Raw genomic sequence first — 22461 nt, 5'->3', positions numbered from 1 at the left:
GCGGCCAAAGGCGACAGCGATATGATGCGGTCCCCGGCAGAGGATGATGGTCTTGTATAACTGCTCCTCGCTGCTACGATTCAGAGAGACGTTCCCCTCTACATAAATGGAGTCGTCAATGCGAAAGGACACGGGAGCGAGTGTATCGGTCATACTGTTGTTATCAACATAGAGATAGACTAACTCCGGCTTTCCGGCACAAGGCGTCGACGTACGTAATGTGTCCGTCTGGCTACAACCAGCGAGAAGAGCCTCCAACAGCAGGAATAGCAGAGCAGGCTTCATACAATCACAGCGCCCCAGAATGTGGGAGAGGGTAAAGGGTTGCGTCCGTGCGATAAAAAAACAAAGTTCAATTATATAAATAGGTGTTCAAGTAATGATACAAGAAGCAAACTGGGCATTCCTGACTTAAGCTGTCTTCTGGACATTTCGTAAGCGGCTGCGCCTAGTACAATACGGTCCGCTGTCTGCTATGTGACCGACTAGATCAAGTCTGGTATAGCCTGCGTGGAGAGGAAGGATGTGTTCATTGGACACTTTAATAGGACCGTTTGTAAAATGACAATTGGCTCATAACGTCTCCTAATTGACTCTTTAACAACCGTCCAGCCACTGGAGCGGTTGCTCGAGCACCATTAAGTGACCCAGCAGCACATCCACTAGGCCGGGCAGTAGCACAGCCGAGGTGGTCTAGCTAGTCACTGCTTATTCAGTAGGCATTAGGCCAGTGCTACTTCCACTATTTTCTTCCCAAGACCTTACTGCCTTCATCTTCTTCTTTTCGATGAATGCGCCAGTCCAAGGATTGAAGGAATAGACATCGAACTGGTCTGTTACACTAGAACGGCCTTTAGGATTGAGGTTTTCAACCGACCCCGTTTTGATAGGCACATAAAAGCGGAAGTGCCCATTATAGAAGCTTGGCTTCTTAAGGCTCTCCCATTTTAAAAAGCCTTGCAGCGGCTGATTCCGGATGCCACTTTTCTGCTTAGTTGCTTCAATAGCCGCTTTATAGGACAGGTTGAACCCTTGTGCTGGAACTTGAGCTAGTTTCTCAAAGCCGGAAACGGCCTCAAACTCGTTTGGAATAAATTTTCCTGTTTGATCTAATTCAAACTGTATCAATTCTTTATAAACATGGGTCTTGTCCAGTTTGACATCGTATCTAAAAAGAAATTTTGTTGGTTTTGAGGAGAAGCTATCGCTCCAATTTCCAGATTCAGCTTGGTTATATATGTAAGAACCATCTACACTCCAGATGACGTGGTTTTTCAAAAACTCTCGCCCATACGTAGCTGCTATCAATTCATCAGCCTTGCGTTTCATCTGCTGTTGCACACTATAAAACGGATAGGCGCTCTTATTTGCCACATTCCAAGAGCCGTGGTCATGATCAATGGAATACAAGAGCTTACCATCATCATCGTATTCTTTTGATACGCCGATCGACCTTCCTGATTTGTTGTAAGTGGCCGTTGATGTGACCTGCGGCGTGTTATTTCTATAAAAACGATAATAAACTAAGTCCCTTTTAGTTACAGTTTCCTTTACTTCTCTGCCCCCCGGGTATATTTTGCTCTCAATAGTTGAGCTATCTGTCTGGGTACTGCTTGGGTTTTGCGCTTGGATTAGTAGGCTGGAAAAAACTAGAAATACTAATAGGATAATCTTCATGTCGAGAGCATATATTTTGGGGCTATCACGCTAAAGTACCGCAATCAAGGGATAGGGGCAGCAGGGGCAAAAACTACCACTATTCTAAGATCGCGCTTATAACAAGTAATATGTTAAGAGATAAAACTCAGATGCGTACTTCTAATTGCTTACAGGAGCAAACACGAATTATGCAAAGACACGTGTCTACTCAACGAGTCGGTAGCTTGTTTGTAGCACGATAGGTTAGTGAAGTGTTGGCGGCGGTGGTGGAGGGGCCAACCGAAGGAAAGGATAGGAAGAAGAAGAAAACGACACCTGCTTATCCAGGTGAATCACTTTCTTGTCTCGGACATCTAGGCGCCAACACCGAAACGCTGGCGACCATATTTTGCCCCTATTCGCCGCTTCGGTTTCGCGGATTAGATGATGGTAGGTAGTGTCACCTCCGGTTGCGACCGCTTCTAAACCCGTAAAAACAAAGATAATTTTCTGCTCCACTTGCCAGGTGGTCAAAGGCAAGGTTTTGATATCGCCATTCGAATTGTACATATCCAGCAGGTAAATCGATAGATTGCCCGCCAGCGTATCTTGCCGAAGGTATGCCACGTGAAATTTAGGAGCCTGGTTGAGGGTATCGGCGGCCAGAAACTGTTGCAAGACGTGGTACACCTCTTTTGAAGGAATGGGAGAGCGGAAGGCGGACTCTACAGGCGTAGGTTTCCCCTCACAGGCAAGTAAGGCGAGGGTACTTGATACCAAAGCGAAAGAGGAAAGTCGGGACATGACCTTACAGTTATGACGGCAGCGCGGCTCGCCAGTGTGGGGTTAGCTGCGCTAGTATCCGCGGCAACGTGAGGGGCGGCTCCACTAGGTAGCCAGGTGCGTGTTCGAGCACCAGCAACAGGGAGCGGAGGGCCTCTACTTTCCACCGATCCGTCTGCCGCAGCCCGGTGGCGTGTAGCCGGAGCCGCTCGGCGGTAAGCGGGTCGCCTAGTTCCTGCTGCAGGGCCGCCACTAGGTCAGCAGGTTGCTTTAGGTGATAGAAGGGCCAATCCGTCACGGCCGCCACCAGCAACTCAGCCAGCAATAGCAAGCGCTGCGGGTCCTGTGCTTGTTGCAACAACTTCTGCAACTCGTTCTCTGTGTAAGGCGCAAACGCTGACCGGGAGTTGTCGGCTTCGTCCAAGAGTTGTAGCTCCTCCCAGGTAATTATAGGACCCATACGTAGTCAGAAAAGGATAATTGAACTCGTCCGATAAGTCTTTTTTATGTTAAACAGGCTTCTTTGCTGAGGAAAGACGCCACAGCCGAAGCAGCCACAAACTAGTCGCGCTGACGAATGAGAGAAGCGCTGCGGCCTTGTATTGCTGAATAGCCGCGCATAAATCGCGCCCACTCACTAAGGAAATACAGTCTGATACGGGGTCGGCTTCATATTTCAAACTCAACATCGTATTTAATGTACCAAAGCTCGTCACGAAGGCTGTTAGGTACAACAATACGATCAGCCATGGTAGCCAGCGAGAAGCCATTAACAAAGAGGAAAAAAGGAAGCGCTGGGTACGGTACTGTCTATTGCCTGCTTGTCTACGGCTGTTGCATAAAGCGTCCGTTCCGGAATTGAAGTGCCAAGTGCTTTACCCCAGGTTTGCGTCGATAACCGCTCTGCGTCAAGCGGTTCAAATCATCAATAATCAACTTGCGATCGGCGAAGGTGATCCTGAGCGATTGCTTGCTTGCCTCATAAGCCATTTCCGTGTTGCACAAGAGCAAGGACGAGTTTGTGCCGAAAGCCGAGTTAGGGAGCAACATATAATTGCCTTTTACCTCAACGACCAGTGCTTGGGAGGCAAAACACTGACTGTCGCCTTTTTCGCCGCCTAGTAACAGGTAAAGTGATCGACCCGGCATCGCTAGCTTGTGGATCTCATTGAAGAAACACTCTTCATGGAGCGCATAAGCAAATACCTTACTGGCTGCATTTTTCCATTGTAATACGGGGCGATGGATCGTGCCGCGGGTGCCGCCAGAAGAATAGGAAAAGGTGTACACCTTCAAGCGGGCGTCCTCGTTGGGGCCCACTGTCAAGTCGAGCCCTAAGTCTTTGGCTGCCGCATCTGTTACGTCATAGGTGCCCAAATACGTCACTAGTTGACGCGTCGTGGTCTCCAGCAAGCGGTCAATTTCCTCGCTTTCTCCTTCTGTACTGGCGGCAATGATCGCCAAGTTTTTCTGCAGTTCGGAAGCCGTAGGGAGCGGTTTAACTGACTGGGCAACGACTGTCGAAGTGGTGGCCAGCCAAAGGGCAGCAAGCAACAAAAACAGACGCCGTGGGGCTTGAAGCAGGAATAACATTCGACAAGAAAGCAGTGGGAGCTAACCCTCGTGGTGACGCAAGATAAGATAACTCCTCCCACTTCCTCTTGAGTTATGGTATGCTGAAATAGTGATTCAAGTATAAGCAGTCCCGTTTTTTAAATAGGGTATGATAAAGAGTCCTTAAAACGATTACATCCCCCATAACGACTTTTAAAAGCCGATGTGAGGGATTTAAGCAGCATGTCAACGGGCTCGTAGGCTCCCACTCTTGGGGAGCAGGGTGACCTCTACAACAACTAAGGCCTTTGTCACATCTCCCCTGCCTGCATTCAACGAGAACAGACTTTGGTAAACGCGTCTGCCTTACTGCTTGATAAATGTAAGACGCAGGCCGAGATAGGTATTGTCATGGCCGGACATGCCATCCACTAAGTCATAACTAAGCGTATCCGGAAGCGGGAGTGAGCCACTCGTGAAAAGCTGGCTATAGGACGTTCCTAAATGAATATTTTTGTTGTCAGACTTTTGCAAGTGAATGTCGGCTAAGCTATCGCTGGGCTCCGACACTTCCGCAATAAAATTGTAGCTGTCGGCGTAAAATCCGGCATCCACTTTGGTATTGGAATAGAGCCAGCCGGTATGGGTCCATCCTCTTTCCACCCACGCAGTTTGGATGTGAAATACGTTTCCTTTAACGGTAAAGCTGGTCGGCGACGGGCGATACGTCGTCAAGAATACGTTTCTTGTTTTAGACTCCTCCACCGAGCGACTGTAGCCAGGGACTCCATCAATGAAGGGATGAAAGTCGCACCCAACTAGTACGACTGTACTCAACGCATAGAACAGACGCATACTCGTTAATTGGATAGGGCATTGTGGTGCTGCCTTGTTAAGCTAAACAAGGTAAAAGCCGGTGTTCGGATTACCTATTAAAAAATGCCCTTGAAAAACCGCGTTTTCAGGGGCATTAGTAGGGGTGCCAAAAGTGTTCGAAATAGCGATGTGGCTGTTGCAGAACACCATCTATATTGTGGTGAAGGTATATACGAGCCTTGGCACACCGCGGATAATAGCGCTAAACAGACTTTTTAGCCTGCTTTACTCGCTGTTGCTAGCCATTCCATCCACTGCTGGGAGTTCTGCAACAGCCACCGATCTTTTCGGAACGCTCTTTTTAGAGTATTGACTCAGCAGGGTCTGTTCTGGCGAAGCTTCAAGGCTGTTTGCTGCGCCAATAGGTGGCGTACTCGGCGGCGATCATGCCGCTGGCCACAAACCGATCCGGCGCGGCCCCGTAGGTTTGCCTGGCAAAGGCCAGCGCTTGCTCAACGGAAGGGAAGAGTTGTCTGGGGCTCTCCTCCGGCTCTACCTGAGAGAAGCTGGCCACATCCTGCCATTCTTCGTCCCCTTCATCATAGGACTCGATATAGGTGACGGCGTACTGGTGCGGCTCCTCTTGGTAAAGGCAGAGCCACTGTAAAATGGGCTGTCCTTCCTGTTGCACCGCGCCTAGCCACTGTTCCACTTCTTTGCCCAGATGAACCCGGGCAACTAGCTCCAAAGGAGAAAGATATATGGTCATGGAGAGGCGAGCGCGGGTGTTGAGTTGGGAGCAAGCAAACATAGACGCTTTCGATAGAATGCCCAAAATCCGTTCGGTTTTTGGACACGCTTATCACCCCACCTAGCGGCTCTAAAAACGCAGCTTTTTGGAGGCCTTCTTACACCCCTTTTTTGGACACGCATTTCGGTTCCTGCATTAGAAAACGCCCCAAATAGGGTGGCGTTTCTTGTATATTGCAGCCGTAATTTTTTAACAAATCCTTACTCGTGAAGTATAATATTGCAGCAGGTTATTCCGCCATTAATTTGCTTTGGTAATTTTATAAACTACATACTTTTTAAAGTATGAATTAATTCTTCTTTTGCCTCCTGCTGCTTCTCTTTATACAAAGAGCTATCCCCCTCACTTAATGGTTTGCCATATTTATCTGTCCACTCTTTGATATCAGACAAAGACATTCCACCAACAGCACCCGTTTTCAGAGTTTCTACCATCGTAACGCGATACTTGTAATCCAACGTAAAGTAGCCAATGTAGGTAGCTTCACTACTGTCCGTATCTAAGATATGGTGAATGTGTTTTATCCTATAGCATTGTGTTTTTGGTATTTTTTCATTATTTTCCATAATGAAAGGTTCGGAATACTCACTAAATGATAACGCCTCATAACTTTTAGGATAAAGTGCATGATTTAGAATCCAGGATGAAACTGCTTCTTGCGTTTTATTATATCTCTTTTCAACATCTACTTGTTCTTCAACTGTTAATTTGCGTCTGTTTTCACAACTCGTAGCACTTACTATAATGCAGATAAATGATAGCGTTATTATGTGTAATTTCATGTGAATTATTTTAATTTGAGTAGAGAACTAGTTAAAACATTTTCCGTCCTATAAAACGTAAGCCGTACGCATGGGCCGAAGCGCTCGCGCTAATGCATTCCGTCTGAACAGGAGGGTAGCAACGACTCCAGCCAACCTTAGGTCGTCAACCGCCCCGTAAAGTAGGCTTGTACCATCTGCTCTTTGAACCAGATTGCGGCAATTGAGCGGTCAAACCCTTTTAAGAAGTTGCTCTCATCCAGATCAGTCGGCGTCAGTTGCACAATGAAGGAGAAGGTGCGTACGAGATGACGTTGGGCGATGGCCAGCTTCTCGGAGAGTGGGTTATACTGCCTCAGGTACAACAGCAACCGCTCGACCGACTCTCCTTGCCATTCCTTCGTAATCCGGCCGAAAGGTTCATCTAACAAGTCCAAGGCGATGGCATGGAGTAACGCCAGACAGCCTTCTACAACGAGCTTTTGATAGCGGGCGGATTCGGCCCATTCCTGCGTAAAGGCCACCGAGAGGTACTTCCAGTACGGCAGCGTGTACTGTCGATCGGCGAGCAAGATGCTGGTGGTTTCCTCCGCATTATCGTCGAAGTAGAGCAGAATATCTTTGCGCAGGGCATGCATCTCATCAAAGCTAACCGCTACTTTCTCGCCCGTGCATTCAATTCGGTAAAAGGGGGCGTCGGAATCGGGGGGCATCACATAGTGCGCTCGCCACCACGCCCGCAGGTAGGGCGAGATGGCAAAGGCTTGTTCGTCTATGTCCGGTTCCTTGACCTCCCAGCTACACCAGTACTGCGCGGTCGTGGCATGTAAGTCCGCGTTCTGAGTTAACAGGGCTTCAATTCGCGGCCAGAGTGCCTGTAGTTGAGCCCGTGTGGTGCCCCCATTGGAAGCAGCTTCCAAGATCATTTCCAGGAGGACGATGCGCTCATCCTCCCCCACATGGGCATAGAGCTGAAAGTAGGCTTCGAACCCGGCTATCTCTGCTACTTCCCACGGCCAATCTTGCCTCTCAGCCTGATAGGGAAGCCCTAATTGCTGAGCGACCCATTCCCGGGCTACGAGCGTTTGATACCGTACAGGAGGAATCGGTTTGAGCATACACTGCAAAGTAAAGGACAGATATATATAACTAACCCGGTCCGCGTCGGCTGATGCTATCCGACGGTAGGAGCGCGGCTGGCTACACGCGCCCTGCCCACCGCTTGGCTTTCTGTTTCAGGGCTGGCGCTAGCCGGTACCCGGGTCGCCTTACCACGAGTAAGGCCCTTCACCTACGCTTAGAAAAGCCGTTGCTGCCCCACAGAAATTGCTTTTACTATTCTTTACTTTACATAAAACGACGTATCGGACATTGCAGAACTATGTAGTCACCCAAGAAGTACCATTCAGACCAAACTCCTTTCTCTTTGCGCAGCATGAACGTAACGGAAGGCCGGTATTTACGACAACGGCAGGGGTTGATTTGCGCGGCGAGAGTGAAATTGCTCTGGGAGCAGAGTGCGTGCCCAACCCAGATTCACATGCAGTGGGAGTCTGAGTACGGAGGCTACGACGACTGGAAAAACGGGGCCATTGCTGGCCTAGCGTACGCCCTTCACTGCCTCTCGAATTCCCAGACTTACCGCATAGTAGTAGTTGATATTGTCGGTACGGATGTGGACACGAACCCCACCATTGTTGCCTTGGCCGCCCTCGAAGGCCTGTGGGAGGCGTTGCAGTATAGCGCGAGCCCAGCGCAGTGGGAAGAGTTGGAAGCAATGGCCCGGCAAAGCTGGCAGCAAGATTGGTTTCAGGTCCCTGTTTTCCCCACTACTGGCGACCGAGGAAGTAGTACTCTTAAGAGTTACTAAGGTCGTGTCTTCCTGCGCACACGGGGGACAAAAGAACACAACCAAAGCCTATGGGTATATACGTTTGCGGATTCCTGGAACTATCGAGTCTGGACGAAGAGATGTTAACGCAGGACTATGCCTGGCAGTCCTGTATCAACCTGTCGAGCCTAAGTCTGAACACCGGGGATGAGTGTAGCATTCTATTTGGGGAAGCGAAGGACGAGATTTCCACCAAATGGGTCCCACTAGCCCATCGTCGGGGGCTACCCACTAATCCAGGAGAGCTGACAGCGCAGGCGGCGCGCGAGGCATCTGCTACTACTTCTGTCTGGGGCTTTACTTTCCTCTGCTATGAGGAGATGGCTACTATTGATTGGCAAGCATATCCTGCTGCGATCTTGGATGGAAGTTCTTACGGCTGGGGCTTGCTCTCGAGCTTAATGAAGACGCTTGATGAGGCCGGGAAGCACCAGCGGTTAGTGGTCTGGTTTGATTGGAGTTAAGAAGCCGAAAGCAGCCCTTCTGAGGTGCAAACAGCAGTCTGTTGTCCTTTCCAGAAATAGCGTGAACACTTCCAGGCATCTAGTTCTATTGAACATAATCTTTAGTGGTTGTTGCAAAACTCCCAACATGCAACCGGATGGGTAGTAAGAGTTGATCCATCAGGCCACAAAGGCTGTATAAAGCCACTGAGTCCAGCGAATGAGGACTTTAATAGCGCTTTACCAGAATAGAGATAGGGTTCTGCAACAGCCACATCCCTAATCCGAACACTTTTGGTACCCTGTCTTACGCCCCCGAAAACGCGGTTTTACAGAGACATTTCTTGGTAGGTATTTCGAACACCTGCTTTTACCTTAATGCGCTAACCCGTGGGCACCACTTGCGATGACAGTCTACACAGTATAAGTACAGCATACTTTGCCTTAAGCATCGCTCTAGTTGACGCCGTAACCTACGCTTGCTTTTTGTAGATGAATTCTCCTTGGATAAAATGGCTGATCGTACTGCTGTACCTAACGGCCTTCGTAATGAGCTTCGGGGTACTGAGTACGATGGTGAGTTTAAAGTACGAAACGGACCACCTATCGGAGTGTGCTTCTCTGGTGAGTGGACGCGATTTATGCGCGGCTATTCAACAATATAAGGCCGTATTTCTTCTAGCATTCGGTAGCGCAACTAGCTTATGGCTACTTCGGCGGTGGCGTCCTCTATCCGCAAAGAAGGTAGGTTAACACGAACTGTGTTGAAAGTCAAGGATTGAGGACAAGTTTTGAGGAAAAATCGACTTGATACGGCACGCCGGATTTGACAATAGCAAAGGCTTGCTTCAGGAGCTTGTTACAGACCGCAATCAGGGCTACCTTCTATTTCTTGCCTTTGGCCACGAGTCGATCAAAAAGGGCCTGACACGCGGCATTCTTTTTCTTGGCCGAGAAGCTACACATAAACAGCTTGCTCCGGATCAAGCCCCCGCCCGTCTTGGTGATGCGCACTTTGCCCCGGATGCTCGTGCCGGAGGTGTGCTCGCGCGGCGACAAGCCCGCCATGGCAATCAACTGACGGTAATTATCGAGGCGCGTAAAGCCGCTGGCGAACAAAAGCAGCAGGCCGGCCGTCTTGCGGCCGATGCCCGGAATCGAGCACAACAGGGTCATTTCCGAGGCAAAGCGTTGTTCTAACAGCGTCAGCAGTTCGGCTTCCACCGCCTCTACTTGCTGGGTGAGAGCCTTTAAGATTTGCTGTAGCCGTTTTACAGCTAACGTGCTCACACAAGGCTGGCGCTGTAGGGCTTCCAACGAGTTGCTGACCATGGTTTTCTGCTTCAGGAGCTGCTCGGTGACTTGCTCGAGTTGCCGACACTCGACCAACACCGCTTCTTCCGGTTGCCACGTCTTCACGGCTTGCTGTTGGCCATAGCGTAGCAGCCATTGCGCATCTTTGCGGTCACTCTTGCCTTTGCTCAAATGCAGCTGAATGAAGCGTCGGATGACCAAGGGGTTCAGCACCGCTACTTGCCCACCGTGCTCATGCAGGTAGTAGGCTAAGGCCAAATTGTAGGTACCGGTGGCCTCCATCACAAACAGACAGCTTGTACCGCAAGCCTTGACCAGTTGCTGAAAGCCCGCTTTGCTGTTGCTGACTTCCAGGTGCTTGACTTGCTGGTCGGTGGGATGATAACACACGGCCAGCGTGGCCTTGCTCACGTCAATGCCGACAACGGGGAGAGAAAGAGCAGTCATACCAGCAAGAGTAAGGATGAAAAGGAAACGAAAAAGGAGATCTTTCACTATCCTAATACAGGCTCTCAGGCCTCACGGAACTGTCCAAAGTAGTCCTAGAAAAGGAAGGGGATTGTCATGTTAAACGGGCTCGTGGTGGCCCCATAAAAGACGAATCTTACTCCTCCCTTTTCCTTCTCAGTAGCCATCTTTACGGCCGGTGGACGAACATAGGATAATCGGTACTTATCAGACAGGTGCAAGAATGGTTATGTGTTGAGTAGCCTCAATAGGAGCTGCGCGTAGAATCGCGGTGCTACTGTGTCTAACCACTTATAGCTTCCCATCATTTCTACCCGCATAGCCACTTCTATCAGGTACTCGAACGGCTTAGGAATCCAGCAAAACAACGTCGGCCGCTCTACGTCTAAGAAATGGTTCTCCAGATAAAACCATGTGTCAATCGGTGGCACATCGCTTTCATCAACAAAGCAATTGCTCTCGGCAATCGCGATGCCGTCATGCGTGGTGAGCAGGGTTGAGAAGCATAAGACACGTCCCAAACTTGAAAGATCAGTGATGGGAGCGATTAGCTGGCCCATGAGTTGGGTTCGCTGCTGGAGGGCCAAGTGGAGGGCTTGGGCAAAATACGTCACGTTATAGGGATCTACATTCCACGTGGCATAGCCTTGATCCAGTGTGTACAATGGTCGATCATCTACCATTGGATTGAATTGCCGGAACAGCGTTCCGTAGTTTCCAATCTCTTCACTTGCCAGAGCACGTTGTCTGGTCCAATGAATAACTCGATGTAAGCACTCAAGGAAGTGAGACAGGTCCATAGAAGAGAAAAGGGTTGAAAGACGTAGTTAAAATAGCCAAAACACAGACTGCAGGATATTGAGCAATGGCAGAGCTTTCTACCTTTCAGTCATTAACATAATAAGTGTTCTCGGACTTGCCTTGAGCAAATCATAAATTTTGTTTGCCAAGCTAGTATAGTTAGAGTATTACTTTTCCGTAATAGATCGTTTTCGTTTATCCCTTGTTCAGTCTATTTATGCGAGTGCTTTACCTCTCTATCCTACAAATTTGCGGGGCTTCCCTCGTGCTCGCCGCTTGCCAGTCACCCTCACGGCCACTCCAACCGCCCGAAAAAATCTTCCGAAAGGGTCGCCAGCTGATCTATACCGTCACCCATGACCGCCAGCAGGCGGTGGGCTTGGATACCCTTATGATCACGAGCTATGGCGATTTTAAACCGGGGACCTATGACCCCGTTACGACGCAAATCAACATCGGCTTTAGCTATGATGGGCATTCTGGACCGGCTGACCATTCGGGCGTCATTGAGAATGATACGATGTTGTGGAGTCACCCGCCCCGGGGTGGATCCTACTCGATCTTGCAACTCAGTCCCTATCCCTACATTAAATTGCCCGTGACCAAGGGGGAGCAGTGGACGTGGGAGCTCACCGTAGGTAGTCAGTGGGGGAATCCGCGATGGGGTACGTGGCAAGGCAATATCCTGGTGCAAAGCCACTATCACGTCGTGGGGCAACAAACCATTCAGACCCCAGGTGGTAGGCTCCCGTGCTGGGTTGTTCGGGCCCACGCCCATTCTCCCGCTGGCCAGTCTAGTTTAGACCTGTTTTACCATCCAGACTATGGCTTCGTTCGGTTGAACTATCAAACCATTGATGGGCGCCACACCAACCTGGCGTTAGCGAAAGCGAGCATGCAGTACGAGACGGACTATTTACAGGCCTTGCCTAATCAAGTATTCAAACCTGAGAGCAGGTAGTTGAGCAACTGGTAGTCTGCAGGGCACTCATTAACAGACAGTAAACTGACAGTTAGGAGAGGTAATAGAGTTCCGTCACGTTTTCCAAACGGTCTACTGTTAAATGCCAAAAGCAAAGTAAAACCTACAGGTGTGAATTAATCTAGCACTTTCAAGAAACCTGGAGCCGGGGAGGAGCACCTTACCGAGGAACACTCTCCTGACTCACGCAGTAGATGCTGGAACGAGACTTTCTCTTCTTCTTTGTTACGCCGATCGGGCTCTATGTGCTGGCGAGCCTGGGGCTGTACTATCGCCTATACCGACACTCTGGTTGGACTAGTGGGCAAGCACTTCTACTAGGGCTTGCGTTGCTTGTCGGCTTTGGACTGTTGGTGGCCATTCTTGGGTTCTTCTTTATGGCCTTTCACCCCCTGGACCCATCTGGAACGTAGCCTTTTCGCAGGTCTCCATTAGCAACGCACCTCGTTCTTGTGCACGACGAGTGTGGTCTTTTAGACGAGCTTATTCGGCCAATTCCACTATCGAAACCGCCTCTAGGTCAGCTAACAAGCACGATACGAGGTGGCCATACCCAATCAAGGAGAAGAGATACTTCCAGTGGGACGCCTTTTTTCCATACGCCAGGTTATAGTTGGCCTTTGCTTGCTGCATCAGCTTGCCGAAGTCAGGAGCCGGTACATACACCCCGTTGGCGACCGATAGCACTTGCGACAAGTCTTGGATTACAATCCGGCACGTTCGGTAGAGATCTTCTTTCTTCGCTAAGGAGAAACCATCAAAGGACAAGTGCTCCGTGGGCATCGCCAACTCGACTTTCTGCTCGGTTTCGCATAAGGCGAGCTTCACGGTTAGGAAGCCGTTGGCATAGGCGTACGTTTCAAGTAGTGAATCGCCACTGCTGTTAATTATATCTGCTAGAGACCTCATCAGTTCGTTAGCTAATCCGAGAACCAGCATTATGTTTAGAAATTATTTCAAGATGCTGCTGCGCTAAATTCTAAAGTGCAAACAAAGGAAGGCTATCAAAGCACTACGATTCCTACGCCAGATTATCGGGCTCCATCCGTTGCGTGACAAAGGCAATCCAATTCTCGAAGAAATCAGTTCGTGCGTAGGTGCAGTCGCCTCGGCGGGTTCAGACTAGATGAACAACGGCAAAGCGCTGGTTAGGTACTTGATACAGCACCTCATCCGTCCCGCCATTTTTACTGATCGGTAGGACCGTAATTCCATCAAGCGGATACTCAGGCGTTACCTCTCGCTGTAGCTGCTGTTGAAAGGTCCTTTTCGACCTTTCCGATAAGGCATCCTAAAGCGCTAGCCATGAATAGACCATTGTATTCTTGTGCCAACTCTCGTGCTATCCCCGACGAGGTGACCGATATAAAAACACCTTCCGACAAGCGCCACGCTACCGGCCAGCGCAACAAAGCAGAAGGCTGCCACGAATAGCGCTCTTGTATGGACATCGAACAATTCAGAGCCTGCTGCCTCGCGCTGCCCTTTACGGAAGAGAAAACGCCCTTTGCTGGGTTTTTTCCTAATGCCCGCGATATTTTGGCCTTCTACATCGGTGGGAAAATATTCTGCTATTTCGACCTCGACAAGTTCGATAAATGCTCCCTGAAAAGCACGCCCGAACGTATTGCAGAGCTCAAAGAGCGTTACCAGGCGGCGGGGAACCCCTTCAACATGAGCCCCAAATACTGGCTTAGCGTCGCCTTCAACGACGACCTACCCGATGCCCTACTTCTGGACCTGGTGCAGGGCTCCTACGATTTGGTGCTAGCCAGCCTGCCCAAAAAACAGCGCGAGCAGCTAAGGCAGTCCGGTGCCGCTAGACACTGACGTGGTCCGGCCCGGTAGCAGAACCCAGCACAGTAAATCATCAAACCGCACGCAGCAACAACGCATAGCGCAAAGCTGTAAAACAGCAGCGGGATGCGCCAGAAATAAGCTCTGGCACATCCCGCTGGTTGCTTAACCTGCTTTTCCTCGCGGCGGCGCACCCCGCACCCCGGATTCCAGCGCCAACCAGGCCGGGCACGGTAACGCTCACGCGTGGACTACGCGAGGGAGCGCAGCAGTTCTGCCTGTTGCTGCGCCGCGTGGGCCGAGTCGAAATAGTCGCGCCAGACGGTGATGGCACCCTCCTCGATGGTGAGCGTACCCATGACCGGTACTGTGAGGGTGAAGCCATTAGCGTGCTGGAAATTATCAATCCGCTCGTTGAGTACCACGTTGCCAGTGGCGGCGAGATGCACGACTTCCCAGTTCGCCCGCAAGGCCGTGCCGATACCGGCGTCGACATGGAACTTCAGGACCGCCTCGCGGCCGATAAGGTCGGGGGTAGGAAAATTGTGGTAAACGACATCGGCCGCGAGTAGGGCGAGGGCCTCTTCTACGCGGTTGGCCTGCCAGTGGGCAAAGAAGGTTTCGGCGACTTCGAGGGGGGTAGCGAACATGGATTTCGTTTTGTCTGGGTGAAATGAAAACTACGCGGACTTTGCTTCGGTGGCTTGCTGCACCGGACTAGCCAAGTGGCGGCGCAACCTCCTGGAGCGCTCAAAGGCCACGTAGCCCGGGCGTCAGGGCGGGTAGTGGAAGCCCTCCAGGTTCGTCTACCTGCAAGTAAGCAAGCAAGCAACGCTGCTTAGCTGTAAAAATCAGGAGCCTTTTTCACGCCCGCCCATTGGGCGCTGTCATGGCCAAACAGCACCAGCTTGGCTTCCTCCCGTTGGGCTAAGGCCATCAGCTTCCGGGTGCTGTCCCTGGCCTCTGCGTCGTTATCAGCCGACACGTCGACCATTCGGGTGGCGGCATCGGTCATCGTGGCATTCAGGATGGCATCCACGGTCAGCAGCACCGGACCGGTGTGGGGCAGGTGAAGCAGCACCGACTGGTGGCCGGGTACGTGGCCACTGCTGGCAATCAGCTCAACCCCCTCGGCTATTTTTACATCGCCCGCCAGCAACCTAAACCGAATCCGGGGATGGTCCCACTGCTCCTGCGTAGCAGTAAAGCGAGGATGGCCCGCCTTCGCTGCGGCATACTGCTGCTGTTGCAACAGTATGTCGGCCTTTGAGAAGGGAAGCAGGTTTCCGGCGTGGTCAATATCTAAGTGACTGACCACCAGGATGTCGATGTCGTCCGGCGTAAGCCCGATAGCGGCTAGCTGGTCGACAATGTACTCACCGGGGCGCATGGCCATCTCGGCGGGCTCAGGAGCGGGTGGGTGGCGAATAAATTTCTCCGGAAACCCGGTATCTACCAGGATATTTTGACCGGCATCGGTCTGAATCAGGTACCCGGGCACCGGCAATGGCTGGGGCATACCTGGATAAATAAACCGGCCTAGCTCAAATATATACAGCTTCATGTTTCCAGTACGAATGGTGGAGCAGCGTTTACCCTACTGCTGGTTTGCGCCGCTTGGGAAAAGAGCCTTTCTGCAACCTGTGACGACACGATTTTGGGCCGGCGTAAGGAAAACCGGGCCTCACCGACCACGCAGCGGGGCCCGAGGAAACCAGGTAACCACGCTACTAGTGGCCGCTACCTACCAGGGCAGCGTTTCGCCGGCCTCGGTGAAGGTGCCCGAGGGTCCATCGGCCGGCAGCAGGGCCAGCGCCACGCTGGAGCGGGCGCCCTCGGCCGGGGTTAGCGGCGCCTGGTCTGAGCCAATGGCCGTTTGCACCCAGCCCGGATTGGTGGCGTTGACCTTCACGGCCGTGTTTTGCAAGGCCTGGGCCAGGAAGATGGTAAACTGGTTTAGGGCCGTCTTGGACGCGCTGTAGGCGTAGGGCTTCATCTGGTAGAACCAGTGCGCGGTATCAAGGTGAATGCCCAGCGAGCCGGAGATGCTGCTCACATTGACGATGCGGCCCGCCTCGCTGGCCTTGAGCAGCGGCAGCAGCGCCTGGGTCAGGGCCACCGTACCGAAGTAGTTGATGTCGAACGTGTCGCGCAGCACTTGCGGCGGCACGGTTTCCACGTTGTTGCCGTACCACTCGCCATCGAGGAACACAGCGGCATTGTTAACCAGGATATCGAGCCGGCCATAGGTCTGCTGGATGTGGGCCGTGGCCGCCGCAATGTCGGCTTCCTGGCTGATGTCGAGTTGGATAAAGGTGACGGCCAGCCCTTGGGCGTGCAGGGCCGCCGCGGCGGCCTGGCCGCTGACGGCGTCACGGGCTCCGAGCAGCACGTGTATCTGGTGTTGCGCCAGCTGGCGCGCCGTTTCCAAGCCGATGCCTTTGTTGGCACCGGTTACGAGGGCTACTTTCATGAGGAGTTGCAGAAGATAAAATGGTCCTGCAAAGGTGGGCCGGGCAGCCAGGCAGCGGCTAGCGCCGATAGCACCAATCCTTACGCAAATCAAACCTGGGTTTAGCCGGCCTGCTTGCGGTAGTCGGTAGGCGAACAATACACATGCTTCTTGAAGAAGAGGTTGAAGTGCGACGGCTCCTCAAATCCCAGTGCCCCGGCAATCTGGGCAATGTGCCAGTCGGTAAGCCGCAGCAACGTCTGGGCCTCGCGCACGAGCCGGGCGGCGAGCAGGCTGCTGACCGTGCGGCCTTTCACGGCCTTCACCTGGCGGTTGAGGTAGTTGGGGTGCAGGGCCAGCTCGCCGGCAAAATCGCGCACGGTCTTGAGCCGCAGCGGGGCGTGCGGCGACTCAATCGGGAATTGTGCCTCCAACAGCCGGACAAACGCGCAGGCCACGACCTCGGCAGTGCTATTGGTCCGGCCGAAGGTATCGGTCGGGGTCAGGCGGTGCGCCGTGAAGAGCAGCTCCAGCAGGTAGGTGCGCAGCAGGTTCTCGCTGAACGCGCCGCCAGTCCGCTCCTCGGCCGCCAGCTTGGCGAAGAGGGCGCTATACGGGGCCGCCTGCGCCGGGCTCAAGGCATAAATCCACTGCTGGCCCGGCTGGTAGGCTGGGAAGTTAACGGGCTGGTAGCCGCAGTTCTTCAGGGTCAGAAACGTCTCCGGAAATACGCAGCTCACCCCCACCTGCTCGCCGGCCGTGGCCCGGTAGCCGAAGGGCATTTTGGGGCTGGTCAGCAGCAGCGTGTGGTCGGTGGCCGGTTTCTCCCCGTCCTCAAAGTCTAGCGCATACGCTCCGTGCAGCAGCGTCACCGAGTAGTAGGGCCGCCGGCTGAAACCGGGGGCAAGCCCCTGCTGCCCGGCCGCCGTACCCAGGTCGAGCACGCGCAGCCCTGGCGCGGCCAATACGGGAAGTGGCAGGGCGGGCACCAGCGGCGAAAGCGAAGGGAGCGGCATAGCAGAGAGCAAAGAGTACAGAGCCTGAACCGCGAGCGGCCATCGATAGTTGGCGGTCGAGGCAAACTGGCCTCAGCCGATGGCGCTACCGACCAGCTAAACAGCCCGCACCCGAAGTAGCGGGATAGGCCCCAGAACGGGACTACCCTCTTGTCTCGATTGAAAGAAAAGCGGTCACCCCCTTCCATGATGTCGAGGCACCTACCGCCTAAGTCCACTTTCCTCTGGCGGCACAACGGGTTCTTGTTTACGCCTGCTCTGCCGCCCGTTGGGCCAAGCGCTGGACTTGCTTATGGGTAAACTGGCAGCCACGACGGGTGCGAAAGCCCAACTCCTCCAGTTCCTGCGCAATCTGATTGTAACCCAACCCTTGCGCCCGACGCGCCACGATTAAGGCCGTGGCCTGCCGGTTGGCCTCGTGGGTGCGGGCATTCTGCTGCCGGACCGCCAGGCCCTGGGCCTGCACCGCCGTCGTCAGGTTGGCCGGCGTCCCTAACTGCTTACCCTGCGTCTTGAGCACCTGCAAAGCTCGGCGGGTGCGCTCGCTGATCATGTCGCGCTCCTGCTCGGCTAGCGCGGCGAAGATGTGCAAGGTGAACTTGTTAGCCTGGGGCTGATCACAGGCCACAAACTCCACCCCCGACTCCATCAAGGAAGCAATGAAGGCCACATTGCGCGAGAGTCGATCCAGCTTCGCAATCACCAGCACGGCCCCCTGGCTCTTGGCTAGCTGCACGGCCGCCCGTAACTGCGGGCGCGTGGCCTTCTTCCCGCTCTCCACTTCGACGAACTCCCCCAACACGGCTTCCTCCTTCACAAAGCTGCGCACCAGCTGCTGCTGGGCGGCCAGCCCGAGTCCACTCTTCCCTTGCTGGAGCGTGCTGACGCGGTAGTAGGCAACGCAGGGCATGCGGGAGGGGCAGTTGGGGAGAAGGTAGCTGCCCTAAAGATAAGCAGGTTGGACAGTTTACAAACGACCTACTGGAAGGTGTCCAAGGTCAGTGTAGACACTAACTCGGATCCGAGAAGTAAGTATTCGCTCGGTTTGCTACACGGGCGCGCCGTTTTTGGTATCTTCTTCTTTAGCCCGCAGTGTGGCAAACCTTCCCGCATTGGCTCGCCTGCGCATGGCATATCTGATTCATGTGGCCGTGGCCCTGCTCTACCCCTACTGGTCCCACACCCGCGGGTTCGCCTGGTTGAACCGCTTTGTGAGTCCATTGACTAGCTTGCGGCAAGCGCTCGGGGTGTACTTTAAAGCCTTGCCGCTGCTGGTGCTACTCCCCTTTGTTGCGGGCGAGTTGCTGTGCCTCTGGTTGCTCGATCACAAGAACTGGCATTACAATCGCAGAGTAATTGTGTTGCTGTATTGGGGGGTGCTGCTGTCGAACAAGACCATTTTTACCTTTCTCAGAGCCTGTTTCACCTTCATCAAATCCGATTTTACCCGTACGTCCCGATGACCCACTATTGCTCCCTGGTGGCGATGGACCTTATATCTAGGGTCCAAACTCCGGTTTAATGGTTATCTCGACTGTTACTTGCTGCACTGATGAGTGTTTTTACCCAGATAGACGAACGACTGCAACAATTCGCGGCCGCGCAGCACACCGTGTTGACCCGAGACCGCGAAAATCACTGGCCCGGTGGTCCGGGCCACTTGGGTTTTGAGGAACGGCGTATCGATTGGCAACAGGACGGCTGTAATCTGGCCGTTATCATCCAGCCTGACTTTGGGAAGATGGCGGTTGATTCGAGCCAGTGGCACTTCTATGCCTTGGCGTGGCAGAATGTGGCGACGGGTAGTGGGAGGCGGGTAGCAAAGCGGCATTTGGTCAACGGGCGGCCCTTCTCCGAAATCAAAGCCCGCATAGAGGAGCTGCTAATCGAAGCCGGCTCATACTTGCATGGCCTGCAAGCACGCGACTTACGCCCGTAAATTGACGTGCGCCATCAGCGGCAAGTGCACCAACGACGTGCAGAGTGCCAGCAAAATAAACTTGGGAAATCCCCAGAATGACAGCTCAACGAAACGGTGGTTTAGAGGAGGCAAACTGATTTTACGTGTTGCTAACCTCCCGTTTCTAAAATATCCAAGACCCGCATTATAGTTATCGTTCGTTTATACTTTGTCGCCTACTTCTTAAGCCCATCCTCCATGGTGCAGACAAACTTACATGCGCAACTCAACACGAGAACCGCTGGCACTGGATGCCCTAGAATAACCTAATTAACTGGTACTAGATTTTTGTCAAATGAATAAAGTACTAATTTGGTACAACCAGCCTGCTGAACAGCCCAAAGGTGTTCCAGACAGAGGAGATGTAACCTACACGGACGACTTCAACTCTAAGAAGCCGATGCATGGAGCCGATGCACCATGGCTCGACTATAACCACCAGTTAATGCCCTTTCCGCCACCTAGTAAAGAGTTGAAATTTCCTGACCACTTATTCGTCGTCGTTAAGAAGCACAAGGAGGTAGTGTTTGATTTCTTCTCACTAGATGTAAATCATAAAATTATATCAAAAAGCCTGTTGACTTTTTTACAGAAGCACGGTGCCAAAGAAGGTTATGAAGTTGCGAAGGCATCTGTCATTAATACCAAAGGAAATGTCATCAGCATGAAAGAATATTTTGTCATTAGAATCGCTAGATTCGATGACAAGCTTCTAGATTTTATCAGTGACACTAGAGTTGAGTCAAGCACTTTACGCAACCACTACTTATATAAGGACATAAGAATAGCAAACAACACAAAGCAGCAGGCTTTCTTTTCAGAAAAAATAACTTATGGCAAGTCGCTCTTATTAAGCGAAGATTTAAAAGAAGAAATTACAGATAAGTTTTATGCAGTTACCATGCTTTCACCAGAGCAATATGTGACGGCATTTGACAATCCATGGTAACATAACCCCATGTGCCTGCCTAAGCGCGTTATGTTAACAGAAGCAGCGAGTCGTGTTAACTCTACGCCAGCGGTAGTCCACCCTGCTAGCCAAAAACCATAAGCTAGCATGGCGCTACGCCTAGGAAGGGGCCGGGCAACTGACGAGCGTCACCCGACACGATAGCCAGACCGTCATGTTCACCTACGACGCACTAGGCCGGCGCACCTGCACGAGTGGCACGAACTGGAAGTGGGCCCGCAGGCCGACAGCGCTGGGCAGTTCCTCACCTAGCTCTTCGAGGAGGACAGCTTTGCTCCCGCGGCTAAGCTCAAATCCTGTAAACGCGTAAATATGTCCGATCTGAAAAAGTTGCTCGAAACGTATGAAGACACTTCATCTGACAGAGTTCAGATTATAAGGGAGCTTGAGTTTGTGGAGGATGAGGGTAAATGGCCCTTCTTAATCAACATCATGATCAATGAATCCGCAGATGATTTAGAACGAATCGAAGTACTACGGATAATAGAAGTAACTGAACCTCCGCAGATATATGTTAATAGGGTAATTAGTAATATTTATAATATTATTATTAAAGAGGGTGATTGCAACTTGCGAAATTATGCTGTGATAGCCTTGAAGAATTTCAAAGACGAAAAATTATTGAACTTAGCAAAAGACATTTTATTGAATGAAGACGAAGACCTTGATATGAGGTGGAACGCATTTGATGCATTGAAAAATTTAAAATGCGGAAACTTGTTTAATGAAATAGTAGAAAAGTTGCGCAATGATAAAGAGTTTGGCAAAGCTATTGGGTGTAGGTTAATTATAAAATAATATGACATATAAATTAAGTAAAAGTTTAAATAAAGGTAATGTGCGATTTTTGGTATTGCCTTGATAATGGCTTCAATCGGATGAGTGCTCATTTTTTGACTTTATAGGTGAGGGCTATCGGTGAAATTATGAACAATACTATTGTAATATAAAATATATTGTTTGACAATTCGTATTGATGCCTTATTATGCGCTTATCGCAAAGAGGTCTTTGATAGATATCTGTAACGATACATAAATAATAAGGTCACCATACTGGGTATGGGACGGCAACAAGCCTCTGCATGAATGGGAGGAATTCGATGTGGACCTTGGTAAAAAATCAACCACGTACTGTATTTAAATAGCAGAATAAATGGAATTGAAAATAATGACGCAAACACCCGGTCTTGTTGCTTTTGATCCAGTAGTCCTGCAGAATTTTGTAGTAGCTCACAAGGTGGTTTTGCCTAATATACTCCAGGCCTTGATCGACGACCCAAATTTAGGCAATGAAGCTATTTCAGCAGGCTGTTTATTGCCAGTGTATAGCATACCAGCTTGGGATTACCGGGTCCTTATTACTATGGCGGATAGAGCTACAGTCCCGGCAGAATGGATTTTATTTACTACGCCCCCATTTGTAATACAAATACAAAGTGGCCGACTAATTGTATCTGACATCTGGCTTATTCTGAATTGGAATGCTGATGAGTATCTTCATACAAGTGCCCATTCACAGGACATTGACTACACTGCTGCTAGCGAATTCTTAGTAAGTGAGGAGATAGAGCTGGCCCAAGGCCAATACCAAGTTGTAATTGTAGGCTTCTGTGATACAAAAAACGTGGACATCGAGCGCAGGCACTGCGGCTACGAGTTCTTATTTGTCCGCAATGACCAAGCCTCTTTTAGTGTGGTCAATAGCATAGAAACCATGAATTTGGACGTGGTTAGACTGCCATAGACGAACTGAGGTGGTCAGTAGAGACGGACAGAAACAGGACATAAGGAAGGCCCAGAATCTCATAGGTTTTAGAGCCTAGTGGTTGAAATAGTAATGTGTCAATTTATCACCAAGAAATTAGGGCTAAAAAGTAGGACCCGTAACGAAAAGGCTTGTGCCTTTGTGAACCTAGCTTTCTAGTCTAGCGGAGGCCGTCCACCATTTGCAGCAAGAACCCCTTATCTGATCAGGAGAAAATTCGGCTTGTCTCCAGGAGCCTC

24 protein-coding genes are annotated in these 22461 nt (G+C 51.4%); 8 read left to right on the top strand and 16 right to left on the bottom strand.

Annotated elements, in window-relative coordinates; genetic code table 11:
• Positions 1 to 708 precede the first annotated feature (708 nt).
• The 8 genes from MTX78_RS24000 to MTX78_RS23965 form a co-directional block, all read right to left on the bottom strand.
• Positions 709 to 1677, bottom strand: a complete 969-nt coding sequence (locus MTX78_RS24000; RefSeq protein ID WP_243803181.1) for a hypothetical protein — start codon at positions 1675 to 1677, stop codon at positions 709 to 711.
• A gap of 225 nt (positions 1678 to 1902) precedes the next feature.
• Positions 1903 to 2442 carry a hypothetical protein gene (locus tag MTX78_RS23995; RefSeq protein ID WP_243803180.1) on the bottom strand — a complete coding sequence of 180 codons (540 nt, stop codon included), beginning with the start codon at positions 2440 to 2442 and terminating at the stop codon, positions 1903 to 1905.
• A gap of 10 nt (positions 2443 to 2452) precedes the next feature.
• A complete protein-coding gene (locus MTX78_RS23990; RefSeq protein ID WP_243803179.1) occupies positions 2453 to 2881 on the bottom strand; it encodes a hypothetical protein in 429 nt (142 codons plus the stop codon).
• Positions 2882 to 3246: 365 nt separating this feature from the next.
• The gene (locus MTX78_RS23985) at positions 3247 to 4014 is read right to left on the bottom strand and encodes a hypothetical protein (protein ID WP_243803177.1); all 768 of its coding nucleotides are present in this window, start codon (positions 4012 to 4014) and stop codon (positions 3247 to 3249) included.
• Positions 4015 to 4341: 327 nt separating this feature from the next.
• Positions 4342 to 4830, bottom strand: coding sequence for a hypothetical protein (locus MTX78_RS23980; RefSeq protein ID WP_243803176.1), 489 nt, complete (start codon positions 4828 to 4830; stop codon positions 4342 to 4344).
• A 361-nt stretch (positions 4831 to 5191) separates the two neighbouring features.
• Complete coding sequence (locus MTX78_RS23975; protein ID WP_243803174.1) at positions 5192 to 5602, bottom strand: hypothetical protein; 411 nt, start codon at positions 5600 to 5602, stop codon at positions 5192 to 5194.
• A gap of 266 nt (positions 5603 to 5868) precedes the next feature.
• Entirely contained in the window at positions 5869 to 6384 is a 516-nt protein-coding gene (locus tag MTX78_RS23970) for a hypothetical protein (RefSeq protein WP_243803172.1), read from the bottom strand.
• A gap of 137 nt (positions 6385 to 6521) precedes the next feature.
• Complete coding sequence (locus tag MTX78_RS23965; RefSeq protein ID WP_243803170.1) at positions 6522 to 7481, bottom strand: hypothetical protein; 960 nt, start codon at positions 7479 to 7481, stop codon at positions 6522 to 6524.
• Positions 7482 to 7798: 317 nt separating this feature from the next.
• On the opposite strand from MTX78_RS23965, the gene MTX78_RS23960 reads away from it, so the two are divergent.
• On the top strand, positions 7799 to 8233 hold the full coding sequence (locus tag MTX78_RS23960; RefSeq protein WP_243803168.1) for a hypothetical protein: 435 nt from the start codon (positions 7799 to 7801) through the stop codon (positions 8231 to 8233).
• A 1349-nt stretch (positions 8234 to 9582) separates the two neighbouring features.
• Here MTX78_RS23960 and MTX78_RS23955 read toward each other — a convergent pair.
• The 3 genes from MTX78_RS23955 to MTX78_RS23945 all read right to left on the bottom strand — a co-directional run bounded on the left by MTX78_RS23955 (position 9583) and on the right by MTX78_RS23945 (position 13171).
• Entirely contained in the window at positions 9583 to 10458 is an 876-nt protein-coding gene (locus MTX78_RS23955) for an IS110 family RNA-guided transposase (RefSeq protein ID WP_243803167.1), read from the bottom strand.
• A gap of 248 nt (positions 10459 to 10706) precedes the next feature.
• Positions 10707 to 11279, bottom strand: a complete 573-nt coding sequence (locus tag MTX78_RS23950; RefSeq protein WP_243803165.1) for a hypothetical protein — start codon at positions 11277 to 11279, stop codon at positions 10707 to 10709.
• A 1466-nt stretch (positions 11280 to 12745) separates the two neighbouring features.
• A complete protein-coding gene (locus MTX78_RS23945) occupies positions 12746 to 13171 on the bottom strand; it encodes a hypothetical protein (RefSeq protein WP_243803164.1) in 426 nt (141 codons plus the stop codon).
• A 396-nt stretch (positions 13172 to 13567) separates the two neighbouring features.
• Between MTX78_RS23945 and MTX78_RS25305 the strand changes: the two genes are divergently transcribed.
• Positions 13568 to 13696 (top strand): hypothetical protein, encoded by a 129-nt coding sequence (locus MTX78_RS25305; RefSeq protein ID WP_262924457.1) that lies wholly within the window; start codon positions 13568 to 13570, stop codon positions 13694 to 13696.
• 9 nt (positions 13697 to 13705) lie between these two features.
• The gene (locus tag MTX78_RS23940) at positions 13706 to 14092 is read left to right on the top strand and encodes an MmcQ/YjbR family DNA-binding protein (protein WP_243803162.1); all 387 of its coding nucleotides are present in this window, start codon (positions 13706 to 13708) and stop codon (positions 14090 to 14092) included.
• Positions 14093 to 14310: 218 nt separating this feature from the next.
• Here MTX78_RS23940 and MTX78_RS23935 read toward each other — a convergent pair whose 3' ends face one another.
• The 5 genes from MTX78_RS23935 to MTX78_RS23915 form a co-directional block, all read right to left on the bottom strand.
• The gene (locus MTX78_RS23935) at positions 14311 to 14709 is read right to left on the bottom strand and encodes a limonene-1,2-epoxide hydrolase family protein (protein WP_243803160.1); all 399 of its coding nucleotides are present in this window, start codon (positions 14707 to 14709) and stop codon (positions 14311 to 14313) included.
• Between the two features lie 188 nt (positions 14710 to 14897).
• Positions 14898 to 15623, bottom strand: coding sequence for an N-acyl homoserine lactonase family protein (locus MTX78_RS23930; protein ID WP_243803159.1), 726 nt, complete (start codon positions 15621 to 15623; stop codon positions 14898 to 14900).
• A gap of 180 nt (positions 15624 to 15803) precedes the next feature.
• On the bottom strand, positions 15804 to 16532 hold the full coding sequence (locus MTX78_RS23925; protein ID WP_243803158.1) for an SDR family oxidoreductase: 729 nt from the start codon (positions 16530 to 16532) through the stop codon (positions 15804 to 15806).
• Between the two features lie 101 nt (positions 16533 to 16633).
• Complete coding sequence (locus tag MTX78_RS23920; RefSeq protein ID WP_243803155.1) at positions 16634 to 17527, bottom strand: helix-turn-helix domain-containing protein; 894 nt, start codon at positions 17525 to 17527, stop codon at positions 16634 to 16636.
• Positions 17528 to 17774: 247 nt separating this feature from the next.
• Complete coding sequence (locus MTX78_RS23915) at positions 17775 to 18437, bottom strand: recombinase family protein (RefSeq protein ID WP_243803154.1); 663 nt, start codon at positions 18435 to 18437, stop codon at positions 17775 to 17777.
• A gap of 184 nt (positions 18438 to 18621) precedes the next feature.
• Here MTX78_RS23915 and MTX78_RS23910 point away from each other — a divergent pair, with 184 nt between their 5' ends.
• The 5 genes from MTX78_RS23910 (at position 18622) to MTX78_RS23890 (ending at position 22201) form a co-directional block, all read left to right on the top strand.
• The gene (locus MTX78_RS23910; protein ID WP_243803153.1) at positions 18622 to 18990 is read left to right on the top strand and encodes a hypothetical protein; all 369 of its coding nucleotides are present in this window, start codon (positions 18622 to 18624) and stop codon (positions 18988 to 18990) included.
• Positions 18991 to 19079: 89 nt separating this feature from the next.
• Positions 19080 to 19466: a hypothetical protein gene (locus MTX78_RS23905; protein WP_243803152.1), complete on the top strand. Its 387-nt coding sequence runs from the start codon at positions 19080 to 19082 to the stop codon at positions 19464 to 19466.
• Positions 19467 to 19782: 316 nt separating this feature from the next.
• Positions 19783 to 20436 carry an Imm43 family immunity protein gene (locus tag MTX78_RS23900; RefSeq protein WP_243803150.1) on the top strand — a complete coding sequence of 218 codons (654 nt, stop codon included), beginning with the start codon at positions 19783 to 19785 and terminating at the stop codon, positions 20434 to 20436.
• A 333-nt stretch (positions 20437 to 20769) separates the two neighbouring features.
• Positions 20770 to 21255, top strand: a complete 486-nt coding sequence (locus MTX78_RS23895; protein WP_243803149.1) for a HEAT repeat domain-containing protein — start codon at positions 20770 to 20772, stop codon at positions 21253 to 21255.
• Between the two features lie 355 nt (positions 21256 to 21610).
• Positions 21611 to 22201: a hypothetical protein gene (locus MTX78_RS23890; protein WP_243803148.1), complete on the top strand. Its 591-nt coding sequence runs from the start codon at positions 21611 to 21613 to the stop codon at positions 22199 to 22201.
• Positions 22202 to 22461: the final 260 nt, after the last annotated feature.

This window comes from Hymenobacter tibetensis (genome assembly GCF_022827545.1).
In the GTDB taxonomy this organism is placed as follows: domain Bacteria; phylum Bacteroidota; class Bacteroidia; order Cytophagales; family Hymenobacteraceae; genus Hymenobacter; species Hymenobacter tibetensis.
Note: the sequence above shows the minus strand (reverse complement) of the source record. Positions and strands in the feature narration are given on the sequence as shown.

Bases quoted from the DNA above. Each gene is read 5' to 3' on its own strand.
- MTX78_RS24000 (WP_243803181.1), bottom strand. From the start codon at position 1,677: ATGAAGATTATCCTATTAGTATTTCTAGTTTTTTCCAGCCTACTAATC.
- MTX78_RS23995 (WP_243803180.1), bottom strand. From the start codon at position 2,442: ATGTCCCGACTTTCCTCTTTCGCTTTGGTATCAAGTACCCTCGCCTTA.
- MTX78_RS23990 (WP_243803179.1), bottom strand. From the start codon at position 2,881: ATGGGTCCTATAATTACCTGGGAGGAGCTACAACTCTTGGACGAAGCC.
- MTX78_RS23985 (WP_243803177.1), bottom strand. From the start codon at position 4,014: ATGTTATTCCTGCTTCAAGCCCCACGGCGTCTGTTTTTGTTGCTTGCT.
- MTX78_RS23980 (WP_243803176.1), bottom strand. From the start codon at position 4,830: ATGCGTCTGTTCTATGCGTTGAGTACAGTCGTACTAGTTGGGTGCGAC.
- MTX78_RS23975 (WP_243803174.1), bottom strand. From the start codon at position 5,602: ATGTTTGCTTGCTCCCAACTCAACACCCGCGCTCGCCTCTCCATGACC.
- MTX78_RS23970 (WP_243803172.1), bottom strand. From the start codon at position 6,384: ATGAAATTACACATAATAACGCTATCATTTATCTGCATTATAGTAAGT.
- MTX78_RS23965 (WP_243803170.1), bottom strand. From the start codon at position 7,481: ATGCTCAAACCGATTCCTCCTGTACGGTATCAAACGCTCGTAGCCCGG.
- MTX78_RS23960 (WP_243803168.1), top strand. From the start codon at position 7,799: ATGAACGTAACGGAAGGCCGGTATTTACGACAACGGCAGGGGTTGATT.
- MTX78_RS23955 (WP_243803167.1), bottom strand. From the start codon at position 10,458: ATGACTGCTCTTTCTCTCCCCGTTGTCGGCATTGACGTGAGCAAGGCC.
- MTX78_RS23950 (WP_243803165.1), bottom strand. From the start codon at position 11,279: ATGGACCTGTCTCACTTCCTTGAGTGCTTACATCGAGTTATTCATTGG.
- MTX78_RS23945 (WP_243803164.1), bottom strand. From the start codon at position 13,171: ATGAGGTCTCTAGCAGATATAATTAACAGCAGTGGCGATTCACTACTT.
- MTX78_RS25305 (WP_262924457.1), top strand. From the start codon at position 13,568: ATGAATAGACCATTGTATTCTTGTGCCAACTCTCGTGCTATCCCCGAC.
- MTX78_RS23940 (WP_243803162.1), top strand. From the start codon at position 13,706: ATGGACATCGAACAATTCAGAGCCTGCTGCCTCGCGCTGCCCTTTACG.
- MTX78_RS23935 (WP_243803160.1), bottom strand. From the start codon at position 14,709: ATGTTCGCTACCCCCCTCGAAGTCGCCGAAACCTTCTTTGCCCACTGG.
- MTX78_RS23930 (WP_243803159.1), bottom strand. From the start codon at position 15,623: ATGAAGCTGTATATATTTGAGCTAGGCCGGTTTATTTATCCAGGTATG.
- MTX78_RS23925 (WP_243803158.1), bottom strand. From the start codon at position 16,532: ATGAAAGTAGCCCTCGTAACCGGTGCCAACAAAGGCATCGGCTTGGAA.
- MTX78_RS23920 (WP_243803155.1), bottom strand. From the start codon at position 17,527: ATGCCGCTCCCTTCGCTTTCGCCGCTGGTGCCCGCCCTGCCACTTCCC.
- MTX78_RS23915 (WP_243803154.1), bottom strand. From the start codon at position 18,437: ATGCCCTGCGTTGCCTACTACCGCGTCAGCACGCTCCAGCAAGGGAAG.
- MTX78_RS23905 (WP_243803152.1), top strand. From the start codon at position 19,080: ATGAGTGTTTTTACCCAGATAGACGAACGACTGCAACAATTCGCGGCC.
- MTX78_RS23900 (WP_243803150.1), top strand. From the start codon at position 19,783: ATGAATAAAGTACTAATTTGGTACAACCAGCCTGCTGAACAGCCCAAA.
- MTX78_RS23895 (WP_243803149.1), top strand. From the start codon at position 20,770: ATGTCCGATCTGAAAAAGTTGCTCGAAACGTATGAAGACACTTCATCT.
- MTX78_RS23890 (WP_243803148.1), top strand. From the start codon at position 21,611: ATGGAATTGAAAATAATGACGCAAACACCCGGTCTTGTTGCTTTTGAT.